Below are 12,528 nucleotides of genomic sequence, written 5' to 3' on the forward strand. Positions count from 1 at the left end.
AACTCGGCGGGTTATTGATAGTGAAAACGGTCGCCGCGAACGGCGCCATGCTATTGCGGCTGAAAACTTCATTTTCCGGGCGATAAGCGCGAACGACCGAGCCCTTGAAATCTTTAGGGGCTCCGGCTTCGTCAGGAAGATATGTTTGGACGCCGACGCGAGCACCACGGACTTCGGCAACAAAGCTGCCGTCCGCGCAAATGCGGGCAGTCGTGGCAGCGTCGAGGGTGTCGCAGCGCTGCACATGCCCCGCACAGTATTCGCGCGCGAGGCATGGTTTCACCGCCGTCGGGTCATCCGCCTCACGGCGCCAGTACCGCGTTAGCTTAGTTACTACGAGTCGCGTTGGCATGCGGTTTGAAAAACGCGTCAGCAGTGCCGCTTTCCGAGGCCATCGATATGACACATACGATGACAACGGCGGCGACGAGCAGGAGAATGATGGCAGCCGCGATCAATTTACGAAGGAACATCGACTGCCTTTGCCGTAATTGAGGCTAATTGCCAATGATTGGCGCCGTTATGGCACACGGCCCGTCACGGCGTTCGAAACGGTCGAGATAGCGGCCGGCCGTGATGGTATGGTGCAGACCGACTGCGCCCTAGTCGCGGCCGATGCTGTGCTTGCCATGACCGGCGAAGACATAGCGGCCCCCTTCCGTGGCAAATACTCCTCTCCGGCCGAGCCGGCCCGCGCGCTCAAGCGCAGCAGCGTTGCCGATCTCAAGGTCACGTTCGACACCCTCCTGCCCCCGAAGCCGATCGGTTATCTTCACATCCAGCGGCAGCACGATCAGATCGAGACCTTGGACGGACGGGATGGCGATCTCGCGGTCGCAAATAAGGGCTGGTCTACGCGATAAGCGGAGCAGGACCGCCTCCGCGCTCTTGAGCAAAGGAACGTCCTACGGCTTCAGCACAAGCTTCCCTCATCGAACAGCACAACACCGCCGCAGCAACGCAGCTCAAGCAATGGAGGCAATCAATGCCGAGGTTAAGGAATATCGGTCTCGCCCGATCCCTGCTGACCTGCGCCGCCTGCTCCACAAAATGTGAGGTCACCTCGGCGCCGTCCCCGCCGGCTTACCAAGGCATCCCGGCAGGGCTGATAAGCCGCTGTACGGTGAACGACGTGGATATGGTCACGGCATCATGACGAGCCGGAACCTCTATAAGGACGGCTTCGAGAAGTGCGCCGCGAAGCTCAATGCAATCAGATCGCCTGACGCCGAAGCTCCAACCGTCCACTAGACAGTAAGTATTGCTGATGCCGGGATGACAGCATTTTTCATTCGCAAAATCATCAGCGCCATCGCAAGCTTCGCGTGATTCGGTTGGTCACCTTCCTCCCTTCCGGCTGATCATCAGATACGCTCCGGCGTATCGCGACCCAACACCTCACCCGGAATACCCATTTGGGTGTTTCGGGTTTTTTCGCACTCGCTATCGCATTCAAAATCAATCTAATGATTTACCGGGCTCATGCTCTATATAGCCTTCAAACATGCATATTCACAATCAGCGAAAGCTAGTCTTCGCTTTGAACCCTCCAGAAATGGAGACGTTGGATTTTTCCATTTTTGAAGGTGCGCGTGACATTTGCGCATTGGTCATCCCGGATAAGAACGGCCTTTGACTTACGTTTGTGTAGGAAACAGAGATGGATCTGGACGACGTTCTGGTTTTACCAGGTTTCAGGCGCGTCAGAGCTCGGGTTTCAGGATCGAAGGAAGGCACTCGGCATTAGGGCGGCTAAGCGCCGATCCCCTCCTGTTGGTCTCTTTGCATACTAAAGAGGCAAAGCAAAAATCCCATCGAGATATTGAGCTGATCACGGTCAGCTATCTAAAGTTGCTGGGTAATCGGTGCCCCCCGGTTATAGAGGTCGCCCTTTCCGCGAGGGGCGGCCTCTTTCAATAGAAGGCGCATCGGAACCTCGCGTGAAGTCGCCGTAGTGTAGCTGCGGACCGGGTTCGACACCGGCTGGCAAACGCCCCCACGCGTCCGCCCCCTCTTCAGCCCATAAGGGCGCGTCCATCCGCGCTGCCGCAGCGGCTGCTTCTATCACGTTGGTAGGTGCGGAGCGGCATGCGCACAATTGCCAGCAAATAGCTTGGCCTGTGCTGACGCCGCACCGCCGCGCGGGAACCCTTGAATGTGGCGATGCGAAAACGTTCAAGCCTCATACGGCTTGATAATCCAGTTCTGCATCCTCCAGCGCTTCCCAATCATCGCCGCGGGCGCTGCTATCCTGAAGCCATTTTCTTGCCGCCTCGATATCGCCGCCACGCGGAAAGCGCCAATCTTTCCGGCCCCTGCGGTTAGGCCCCACGACTTGAAAATCCTGGCTCGCAGAGACCGCGCGGTGACCGGTCGCCGTCGGCAGCATGGCGCATCGCCAGCTGTTACAGAAACGTTGCGCCCACCTGGCCCGCCAAGCTAAAGCGTCGCCTCGCCTGCAAAGAAACCCAAAGCCTCATATGCGATCGAATGATAGTGGTGATAATCGAACACGCTGTCGCGCCAGTCCGGGGACCCACCGTGACCTTCGAACAGGGCCTCGAACTGGTCCGCCAGTCCATTAGCATCACCAACCAGTGCCCCGCGGTAGAAGACTACCGGCAGCCGCGAATTATTCGGTACCCAGCCCTTCTCGCTGAGCAGGAAGCTCTCGATCTTCATCACGACTTCGCTTTCCGGGCTCGCTTTCGTTTCGGCTTGTCGGCCAACTCGATCCAGACAGGTGCATGGTCGCTGGTCTTTTCCCAACTGCGCACATGGCTGTCGACTTGCGCATCGAGCAACCGGTCGGCGAGCGCGGGGCTGAGGAGCAGATGATCGATGCGCAGGCCGGCATTGCGGCCATAGGCGTTCCGAAAATAGTCCCAGAACGTGTAGATCACTGCACCCGGATGCAGCGTACGCAGGGCATCGATCCAACCTTGGTCCAGCAGCCGGAAGTAGGCCGCCTTCACTTCGGGTGCGAACAACGCATCATCAAGCCACCGCTCCGGCTTGTAGACGTCCAGATCGGTCGGAATGACATTGAAGTCACCCGCCAGGATCACCGGCAACCCACTCTCCAGCAGCCCGGCGGCATGCTCGATCAGCCGGTCGAACCAGCGCAGCTTGTACTCGAACTTGGGGCCGGGCCGCGGATTGCCATTGGGGAGATAGAGCCCGCCAACCAGGATGCCGTTGACTGCCGCCTCGATATAGCGGCTCTGACCCAGGTCAGGATCGTCCGGAAGTCCGCGCCGCGTCTCGTGGATATGGCCGACGCGGCTTAGCAGCGCGACCCCATTCCACGACTTTTGTCCATGCCAGATGACATCATAGCCAAGGTCGCGAATGGCACTTTCCGGAAACTTCTCCTGCGGCGCTTTCAACTCCTGGAGCACAACCACATCGGGTTCTGCTTCCTCGAGCCAGCGCAGCAGCACCGGCAACCGGCCATTTACGCCATTCACATTGTAGCTGGCGATTTTCATAGGTCGGGCAAGGTCTGGTCGGCGCGCCCCCAACCGCTGAGCGCCTTCGAGCCGGCCCGCTTTACCAGATCGGTACCATCGCGGATGCTCCAGTGCGATGGCTTGTCGATCATCTCCATTTCCTTCCAGGTGATCGGTACTGCGACCGGTGCGCCTTCACGCACGCGGACCGCAAAGGGCATGACCGCCGTCGTCCCGCGCTGGTTGCGAAGATAATCGACGAATATGCGGCCCTTGCGCTGCACTTTTGGCAAGGCGGCGGTGAAATGCTCGGGGTCGCTCTTGGCAACTGCCTGCGCCAGCCGATGCGCAAGGTCCTTCACTTCCAGCCACTCCGCCTCCGAGACCAGCGGCGCAATCTCATGCACGCCCTTGCCGCCGGTCAGCATCGGAAAGGTCTCGAGGCCCAGGGTCTTGAGGATGTCGCAAAACTGGAAGGCGGCACTGCGCACATTCTCGAAATCGAGGCCGACATCGGGATCGAGATCGAAGACGAGGCGGTCAGCCTTCTTCACGTCTTCAATCCTCGAACCCCACCCATGAAACTTGATTGTGCCCATCTGCACACAAGTGAACAGACCCTCTGCTGTGTCGAGGAAGAGATAGGGCTCATCATGCCCGTCCTTTTTACGAATCGCGACATGCCGCACGGCATCTCGGAAACTGCCCGCGTCATGCTTCTGGAAGAAGCATTTTTTAGCGCGGCCCTGGAGGCAGCGCACAAGACTGATGGGTCCGGATCCAGCCCAGGGCAGCATGATCGGAGCAACTTGCGCGTAGTAATCCGCCAGCTCGCCCTTACTCATCTTGCCCTCGGGAAAGATGACGCGGTCGGGGTTGCTGATGACGACCGACCTGGCCGGTATCGTCGCCGCCTTCACCGGCGCCTCCGTTTCCATCACTACCGCCTCGTGCTTCTTGTCTTCGTGTAGACCCAGATAGAAGGGATGCCGGAGCGTTCCCACATTGGTCATCTCGCTAAACGCGATCTCCGCCACCCGCTTGGGTCGCAGCCAGTGCGCCCCACGAACCTCTGCGCGCGGCGCCTTCACCGCCGGCGCCTCCTGTTCGAGCGGTGCCATGACCACCATCAGGCCGATGATCTCCTGGTTGTCGAAACCGGTGCCGACCTTGCCGGCGTAACGGAGCACTCCATCCTCGGAGACGCCCAGGATCAGCGATCGGAAAAGCCGCGACTTGTCCGACGGCGTCCATCCGACCACGACGAATTCCTGACGCTTGATACATTTGGTAGTGAGCCAGCCTCCCGATCGCGAGCCGACGTACCGGCCATCGGCCGGCTTGGAGATGACTCCCTCGAGGCACGCGGCGCGGAACTGGTTTAGCAAGTTCTCACCATTGCCCGCAATGTGATCCGAATAGGGAAAACGCGACTTACCCTGAGGGAGGATCTTCGCGAGCTCCGGCTTGCGCTCGGTCAGTGCCAGCTGGGTCAGGTCCTCGCCATCGGACTCCAGTTGGTTGAACGCGAAATAGTCGATCGAGGCGGGCGCGCTTTTCAGTGCATTCTGCAGCACCTGAAAGCTGGAGCGACCCTCGGTATCGAGCACCACCGCCTCGCCGCCGCCGACGCTCAGCAGCACGCCGTAACCATCATATTTCATCTCGTGCAGCCAGCGCTTGCCAGCAGGAACGGTGTCCGCCAGCGTTGCGAGCTTCACCGCACGAACGGGCGGAGCACTGCTAGTCGAAGCTGCTTTCCTGCACGCTGGGATCACTCGCGCCATGATGAAAGGCCGATGTTCGTCATAACAACAAAAGTGCGGGAGCGACCGACTCGCTCCATCGCGTTTCGGGCTCGGCTTGCCGTCCGCCGCTATGAGTCTCATCGATCGTGGAAACTGCATCTGGACCGAGGCGTCGCCGACTTAGGTCACAAATGAAGGAGAAGAGAAATAGCAGATGACAAGACGGATCGCGGGCCGCAGAACCGCTGAGCCCCACTGCGATCTCATGCTCGGTATGAGGCCCCAGTTCGAGGGACACGATCTCGGCAGCCTGTCGCGAAACCCATGAGCAATGTATTCGCGCGCGCTCACGAGATTTTTGCCTTGATCGTCCATGCCGCCCTGCACGAGATCGGCATGGCGATGACCCGTATTGAAGTGCTCGACGGCGATCGGTCCGCCCTTACGGCGAAGCTGCTTCAAAAGGCGGCTTAAATCTTGAGATAGGCCGCTGCCTGGCCGGTATTGAGGAAGGGGGAGCCGCGCTTTGCAAGCTACGCCCGGTCAATGTTGCTCGACAGTTCCATGATATCCCTGTCACGTTGCGCTGGACAGCACCGTCCGCCCTCAAGGGACACTCGATTTGGAGCACAATTCCCCGGTCAGGCACGGTAGGAAACGCGTTTAGCCGATTCTGACCCCCCTCTCGAGTTCACTCGAAACTCGGTCCGATTTGCTATCGACGTAGCCTCCACCAGTTTGTCAGACGAAGGTTCTTCTTTCCTCTTTTGCCCTGGCGATACCAGTAGCCGCGCCCGCCTCCGTTCCAGCTCCGAACAGCTCTCGGGAACAGCGCTCGGCTCTGGAGGCGGCGCATAAACGGCAGAGTGATTTTGAAAGGAAACTGCTGACCGAGGCCGGTGTCGGACCCGCCGAGAACCTAGCCGGTGAACAAGGGGAAGCATGGCAAATGCTGCTTGAAGAACCTTACCGCATGCTGGCCATGCCAAGGGTGCAGATCGAGAAGAAACCGTTAGCTTCCGCGGTCATGTCTATTGCCAGCAGGAGCGGGGCATCGCCGGCTGGGACCATTAGCGCACAGGAATGAGAACACCTCGCCTCGCTCGAACAGGACATCTTCAAGCCCCGTGGTTATGTGCCGTGGACACCTGCAACGCCCGGCACGAAGCCGCCGCCCCCACCGGGGATCTGCTATGAATGAACCCTGCGATTGCCCGCGATATTCCCCGCGCGAGACCTGACTACAAGCTACTCCGAAAGCGGCGGCGGAGAGAGCGTCAAACGGGAATTTGCGGCGGAAATGGCGCGACTGGCGGTCCCGGCGCAGCCGCGTTCCACCTTCGATCCCGCGAGCCCTTTCTGGTCATTTCAGAAATGCTTCGCTGCTCCCTGAGACCCGATATAACTGCTTCCGATGATCGGTAGCATGCTCGCCCCCGTGACGGAATGCTATCAGCCCAAACGGCTTAAATTGACAGCAGATCGCTTGCCGTTCCGCGCCGTCAGCACTTGGTAAGCCACCGCCTCGCCTGCAACAAGATTGGTGAGGCCGGAAGCTCCCAGCGCATCGGCATGAACAAAGCAGTCACCCCCGCCATTATCCGGCGAGATAAAGCCATATCCTTTCGCAGCATTGAAGAATGCTACACGACCCGTTGGCATTATTGCCCCCCGAACAATTCGTAGCAATCCATTGCGCGAGGATAGCCAGAGGGTCAACGCAGTTAACTTTTCAGATTTCTCGAAATGAAACAACTTAGTGTTCACTTATGAACACTAAGTTGTTTTGTACTTGGTCGGCGCGCAGCAACTCCTTTTGGCTTCAGCTGGCGGTGCTCCTCGCAGAGCCATTTCCGGGCGATAGGCAGACCTTGAGGAACGGTTTCAGCGGGCACCCGAACCGCCAGGCCGTAGCGAAGCGCAGGACCGGAATTGGCCGCGAGGAGCCTCCCCCGGCAGGCGAGGAAAAAAGGGCCGGTCGGCGCCGCAAACAACAGCAGGAAGAGCCGGTTGGATTTTCGGCGGACCGGGCCGCTGACCGCCACCGGCACCGGTTGCTCCGAACCGCGTCTAGGGTGACATCACCGCACATCCGCGCCGTGTCCATTTGGGCGCTGGAACAGCGCTGCCATAATACCCTGGATACCGGGGCGCTCTCGAAATTCGAAAACCCTGTCGTGTTTCCCGGAGTAAAACATGACGGAGCAACCCAAGTTCAAAAAGCGCCAATACCTAATCGTTCCCCATAATAGAAACCGGCACATCTTCTCACAGAGCTTTCACAAATCTGAAAATCCGTGTTATTACCGATAGGGGCAGCCAACGGAATGAGCGCAAATACACCTGAAATATCGCTTGCCAACTAGGAGAAATCGATGCGCGAGCTGGATAGCCGTGATGGAATGCGCCATGATTTGGCGTCGCGCGGGCTTGAGGACGAGATCTGCGAGACGGACAGCTTGGCAAAAGCGCAGCAAAAGGCCGCTGATGCCGATCGCTTACGGCGCAGATCGGCAGGCCGGGTTACGTCGCTTCCGATACCGTTCTTTCGCAACTGAGCCTTTACACGGCAGCCGCCCCAGACCGAGCTCTGATGTCGCAGCTTACCGCTTGACGGCAGCCACGCTCGGATGTTTTTCGATATGCACGACATTCGCCGCGGCATAGACAGCGATCAGGATCGTCAAGGCAACGACGGCGACCCGTAGGAGCGTTTGTCCGGCCCGATTCGATATCGGGGTACGACGCGCCAGCGCCCTTCGTTCACGCATCTATACGCACCTCATGATTCCTATGTCCCGGACATCTGCGATCCAGTGCGGCGATAATCACATGCGTGGCCGGGAAATTCCAGACCTCTTTAGGATCACCACGCGATCGGCACCTGAACCCGGATTCCATGAGGAAGCCAAGGCCGGCACTGAAGGCTTCGGCGTTGCACCGCCTTTGCGTGCACCTCGCAGAAAGGAAATGGCGAGCGAGCCATCCGTTTCGGTCAAGACAAGCACACCTAGCCGGAAGCCGGTGCGAGGCCGACGCTAATGAAGGCATCGGAAAGTTATCGTGAGGTCTTACTATACCATTTAATCTTTGGGTTTCTGCACGCCGTTGAACGAGCTTATGCCCGCATGACGGGATGGTTCGAGTCCTTCAGACATCCGGCTGCTCATGTCAGGAATACATTTACGAATTTCGAACAAGAGGAACGCCATGGGTGTTAATTAGGCGGCTGACTCATTCAATGAGCGCTGGAGCGTATCGACGGTCGCGAGGATGGCATCGAAGTCCGGCACATCGCCGAAGATCATGCCCGCCATAGCAGCATAGTCGCGACGGAGGTCAGCGATCATCGCATCGGTCGGCATCATGGAGAAGCTGCCGGGCTCTGCATGGGCAAGATCGAGGTCGCGGCTGTTGAAGAACATACGGGCGTGCGCGACGCAATCCCTGCCTAGGTCTGGGTCAGCCATCGCTGAAGCGCCCGCTCCGGCGATCATCAGTTGGTGCACGTCGTAATAATGTCGCGAGACACGTTGGTCGCCCACACGCAGAACTTGACGGGCATCGAACCAACGGCGGAGGCCATGCAAAATGACGACCTTGTCCCAGAAAGTGCGTTCCGCGTCGACGATAGTCACGTTGGCGACTGTCAGATCGAGGGCTGGTAGATCGTCGGCGAAATAGGGAACGACGCTATGCCGGGCGTGAGGATCAAGAGCGGATTTTGCCCCGGATTCGATTTTGACGGCTTTGCGGATGTAGCCATCCGACTCGGCGGTCACGCTTGGATACCACAGGAGAAGGCTCTGGGCGCTTTCATCGTCCTGATCGAGTTCGACCTTCGCGCCCGCCATGCCCTCGCCGACTGCACTGACCAGCGTCTCCGATAGCTGGGCAATCAGGTCTCTGCTTATGAAGGCCTGGCATGCCGCCTTGATCGTCGAGCTTTGCCTGTCGCTTCTTACCGGACATCTCCTCCAGCGCCTCGACGCTTGCATCTTGGCCGATGTCTTCGCGAAACACGGTGATGTCTATGTCTTCGGAGAAACGCTGGATCAGGCCGAAGCCCTTCGACAGTGACGTGCCCCCTTTGAACAGGAAGCGCGGGCCGTGGGACGCCGGACCGTTGAACAGCGCATCAAGGGTCCAGCAAACCCAGAAATCCTTCTCGATATTCTGGGGCGCAGTGCCGAGCCGCTGCCCGGCGCCGATAAACACATCCCGTCGATCCGCCGGGTCGGCCGTAAGGAACTGGGCGTAAGCGGGATTCATTATGATGCACGCTTGGTTATCAGACGGTTGGCTGACGCGGTAGCCGGCATCGTATCGCGCAGGATATTTTGCATCCAGAGCGGGAGCGTCAGCATATCGGCCTGGAGGTCGTTGACGATGTCGGCGCCGTGATCGGGGTGGGCGAAGATGTTGCGCAGACGCTTGGCAACATCCGGATCGGTATCGCCCCCGGCGTCGTGCAACCAATGCAAGGCCTGAACGACCCGCATCGCTGGCCGCCCAGCCCAATGAAGCCGACTTGGCGCAGTGGTTTTGAAATCGATCTTGAGGTTGCCGAGCGTGACGGGGTTCAACCTTGCGTCCGTGTGGACGACGATACGAGCAGGGACTGCATCGGATAGTCCTAGATCGTTGGCTGCGGTTACGCCATCGACGAGCATACGGGCCTGGTCCCGGCGAGCCAGCGCATCGATGACGGCCCGGGGATCGGGGTGCGTGGGCTTGCCTGTAAGGGGGTTAAGTTTCGGCTTGTCATAAAGGCCGCGGGCAATCCTGCGGGCGGCACCATTGCGTGTCATTCGATGGAGCACTTGGTCGACGGCATCGCGAGAACCGAGATCGAGAAAATCCTGCGGCGTCCAGACTGAATGCGCGCCGCCGGAGACCATTCGGTCCGATATGGCACTTTTGAGATCGAGGCCCGGTCCACGCATAGCCACTCCTTTGTCAGAAGCGTGTATACGCAATTCTGACAAATTACGCGAGAAACAGGCGGCGTTGCAACGCAGCGCCATGTTGGAACTGGCGGGACGAATGGAAACGATGATGGATGAACACTGACTCAGAAGAGCTTTCGTCCGGGCAGCCTAAGCGATTGATTTGACCGCCAAATCATAAACTTACGAACTCGCCTGAAACATTCATAGCAAGATCTGGATTTGTGGAAAAGGCTGGACGTGAATGGACAGGGCCGTTCGAGTCAGCTGGGGCATTGGGCGGGTTGGAGCTTTGTCCGAAATACGTGATGACCATCCCCGGGGTAGGTGTGGCCACCGCTACCGCCTTCACGACAGCGATCGAGGATCCGGCCAATTTCGCCAGATCGCGTTCCGTTGGAGCGTGGGTGGGCCTTACGACCAGGCGTTTCCAGTCCGGCGAAGTGGACTATGATGATCATATTTCCAGGCGCGGCGACGCGAACCTGAGAGCTCTGCTTTATGAAGCAGCCTCGGTAATCTTATCTCGAACTCACGCGGAAAGTGATCTGAGAACGCGGGGCCTGAGGCTTCGTGAGAAACTTGGATTCAAACGAGCTGCGGTTGCCGTCGCGCGCAAGCTGGCCATTATCATGCACCCCATGTTAGAGTCCGGGAAGAAATTCAACCCGCACGCCGCCGCGTAACTACCAGTTTTTTTCTGGCGGCGCGGTAGAGAAGCGCGGCCAGGCGTCCCTGCCGGGACGGGAGGTGGCCCATTGCGTGAGGTAGCCCATTCCGTGAGATGGCGTTGCACCGTCAGGCGAATTGGCGCGTGCGTTTCTGCACATTGGAAAGGCCGCTCCGCGAAATACCCATCATGCAGCGACTTGTATCGACTGCGAAGACGACCGTGATCCCGGCAATCGCCGCTGCAACCGAGAAAGCCCTTGCCATGAGAGCCGCTATTAGACGACGCGGCTCCACACTTGGCACCGGCGCTTCGAGAACGATCCAGCACATCGCTGGCTGCGCGAAATGGTCCGAGCACTGTGTGTTTCTGAAGAGCGAGCGGCGGTATTGTAGCGCGGACTGGGAGAGGTCATTCTCTCAAGCCGAGAGCCCACAAACGGGACGTTGCACCCTCGTCGTTTCGGCTGCTCCCTGATCGCGGCCGCCGTTTCACTCGATTAAGGATGAACCTGAACAACATTTCGTGGGACCTTGTATCCCCTCCGGTTCTAAGCGTGCGACTCAAGAAAGCCATGGCTCCCAGCGTATAGCTTGCCACCGGTCCTATGACGGCGATGCGCATGTTGGCGCCCTGCAGCCCGCCATTCAAAATTCTCATGAGCGAACACTGGCGATGTGCGTTATCCAGCGTTCCTAAATTACACGTGAGTGCTGCCGAAACCGGGACGGATGCGATGAGCATCTTCCTTTACGTCAATGGCACGCTGACCCGTCACTACGTCCACCATGCAGTTGTAAAATTCCAAGGCTTCGTAAGGCGTCGTAAGTGGCAGTTGCACTTTTGCGCCGAGCAAGGCGTTCGCCGCGTCTTCTTCGGTCGCATCGCGAAGTTGTATCAGCAGAACCTCCGCACGGGCCTTGCTGTCATCAAGTTCGTTACCAAGCAGATCAGCGACCAGACTCACGAAGTCCTGCCGCTCAGGCGCTTGCGGATTTGCACGTAGGAAGTCCTCAATCGAGATTTTCGAGATAGCGCCGCCTGATGAGCGGTTCGCTTCATGCACCACCGTGGTTTTATCGGTGCCGTTTCCACGGGCCAGATACCACTGGTCGCCGTTGGAGCTGAGGGAGAAAAGCAACATCGGATGGGTCATGGCAAATTCAACTCCGCAAGTGCCACGAGGTAACGCTGGGTGGGTTCGTTCGTCATAACCACCGCCCTCGTACGCGTTAAAAGATGTACTGCCGGACGATGTCCGCGATCAGCTTGTCCGAGAAAACCTAACGCATCTCCTCGGCATCTTCCCGGCCTAACGCAAACACAATGCCTGCCGCCCCTCGGAAGAGGCTCGCCCCTACTGATTGAAACGTTGTGCTCGCCGCTTTGCCGTTCGACGTTTGCCTGCGGGAGATCAACGTTGAGCAGACGGCTATGATGCGATCCTCAGATCTCAATCAGGCTACAAGTCAAGGTTGTGCGAGGTTCTGACCCAGCCGTCTGCTGCGCATGCACCAATGCCGAACTGATGGTTGCTGATCCGATACGCCCTAATGCCGGCTGCGGCGAGATGACGCGTTCTTGCAAGACTCGTTCCAGCAGCGCTTGCGCGCATAAGCGATAACTGGTGTTCGAAATACTGATGGTTGAGATCCATGACAACACCCCTTCTTACAAGCGGGAGCACTATGGTCTCTCAGCCGCCGGTG

At 58.6% G+C, this 12,528-nt stretch carries 10 protein-coding genes and 3 pseudogenes; 4 read left to right on the forward strand and 9 right to left on the reverse strand.

Annotated elements, in window-relative coordinates:
• Nucleotides 1-13: 13 nt before the first annotated feature.
• Nucleotides 14-352, reverse strand: a pseudogene (locus ACZ1J6_RS24455) (DUF2213 domain-containing protein); the annotation flags it as partial.
• 139 nt (nt 353-491) lie between these two features.
• Between ACZ1J6_RS24455 and ACZ1J6_RS24460 the strand changes: the two are divergent.
• Complete coding sequence (locus ACZ1J6_RS24460) at nt 492-863, forward strand: DUF6950 family protein (RefSeq protein ID WP_465128327.1); 372 nt, start codon at nt 492-494, stop codon at nt 861-863.
• 1,319 nt (nt 864-2,182) lie between these two features.
• Here ACZ1J6_RS24460 and ACZ1J6_RS24465 read toward each other — a convergent pair.
• From ACZ1J6_RS24465 to ligD, 4 genes are read right to left on the reverse strand one after another with little or no spacing between them, the layout of a single operon-like run.
• A complete protein-coding gene (locus ACZ1J6_RS24465) occupies nt 2,183-2,389 on the reverse strand; it encodes a hypothetical protein (RefSeq protein WP_465128328.1) in 207 nt (68 codons plus the stop codon).
• Nucleotides 2,390-2,439: 50 nt separating this feature from the next.
• Nucleotides 2,440-2,685: a cupin domain-containing protein gene (locus tag ACZ1J6_RS24470; RefSeq protein WP_207913194.1), complete on the reverse strand. Its 246-nt coding sequence runs from the start codon at nt 2,683-2,685 to the stop codon at nt 2,440-2,442.
• Nucleotides 2,682-3,491 (reverse strand): exodeoxyribonuclease III, encoded by an 810-nt coding sequence (gene xth, locus ACZ1J6_RS24475; protein WP_465128329.1) that lies wholly within the window; start codon nt 3,489-3,491, stop codon nt 2,682-2,684. Before xth ends, ACZ1J6_RS24470 begins: the two co-directional genes overlap by 4 nt.
• Nucleotides 3,488-5,173, reverse strand: coding sequence for a DNA ligase D (ligD, locus tag ACZ1J6_RS24480; RefSeq protein WP_465128330.1), 1,686 nt, complete (start codon nt 5,171-5,173; stop codon nt 3,488-3,490). Before ligD ends, xth begins: the two co-directional genes overlap by 4 nt.
• 351 nt (nt 5,174-5,524) lie before the next feature.
• On the opposite strand from ligD, the gene ACZ1J6_RS24485 reads away from it, so the two are divergent.
• Entirely contained in the window at nt 5,525-5,674 is a 150-nt protein-coding gene (locus ACZ1J6_RS24485; RefSeq protein ID WP_465128331.1) for a hypothetical protein, read from the forward strand.
• Nucleotides 5,675-6,652: 978 nt separating this feature from the next.
• Here the strand turns inward: ACZ1J6_RS24485 and ACZ1J6_RS24490 are convergent.
• The gene (locus tag ACZ1J6_RS24490; RefSeq protein ID WP_465128332.1) at nt 6,653-6,967 is read right to left on the reverse strand and encodes a cold-shock protein; all 315 of its coding nucleotides are present in this window, start codon (nt 6,965-6,967) and stop codon (nt 6,653-6,655) included.
• A 608-nt stretch (nt 6,968-7,575) separates the two neighbouring features.
• On the opposite strand from ACZ1J6_RS24490, the gene ACZ1J6_RS24495 reads away from it, so the two are divergent.
• Nucleotides 7,576-7,758: a hypothetical protein gene (locus ACZ1J6_RS24495; protein WP_132270602.1), complete on the forward strand. Its 183-nt coding sequence runs from the start codon at nt 7,576-7,578 to the stop codon at nt 7,756-7,758.
• 663 nt (nt 7,759-8,421) lie between these two features.
• Here the strand turns inward: ACZ1J6_RS24495 and ACZ1J6_RS24500 are convergent.
• A pseudogene (locus tag ACZ1J6_RS24500) lies at nt 8,422-9,472 on the reverse strand (nucleotidyl transferase AbiEii/AbiGii toxin family protein).
• Nucleotides 9,472-10,146 carry a DUF6088 family protein gene (locus ACZ1J6_RS24505; RefSeq protein ID WP_132270628.1) on the reverse strand — a complete coding sequence of 225 codons (675 nt, stop codon included), beginning with the start codon at nt 10,144-10,146 and terminating at the stop codon, nt 9,472-9,474. The pseudogene ACZ1J6_RS24500 and the gene ACZ1J6_RS24505 overlap by 1 nt, the downstream one beginning before the upstream one ends.
• Nucleotides 10,147-10,454: 308 nt before the next feature.
• Between ACZ1J6_RS24505 and ACZ1J6_RS24510 the strand changes: the two are divergent.
• Nucleotides 10,455-10,835: pseudogene (locus ACZ1J6_RS24510) on the forward strand (transposase); the annotation flags it as partial.
• Between the two features lie 684 nt (nt 10,836-11,519).
• Here ACZ1J6_RS24510 and ACZ1J6_RS24515 read toward each other — a convergent pair.
• A complete protein-coding gene (locus ACZ1J6_RS24515; protein WP_132268993.1) occupies nt 11,520-11,975 on the reverse strand; it encodes a hypothetical protein in 456 nt (151 codons plus the stop codon).
• Nucleotides 11,976-12,528: the final 553 nt, after the last annotated feature.

This window comes from Novosphingobium sp. BL-S-21 (assembly GCF_055521655.1).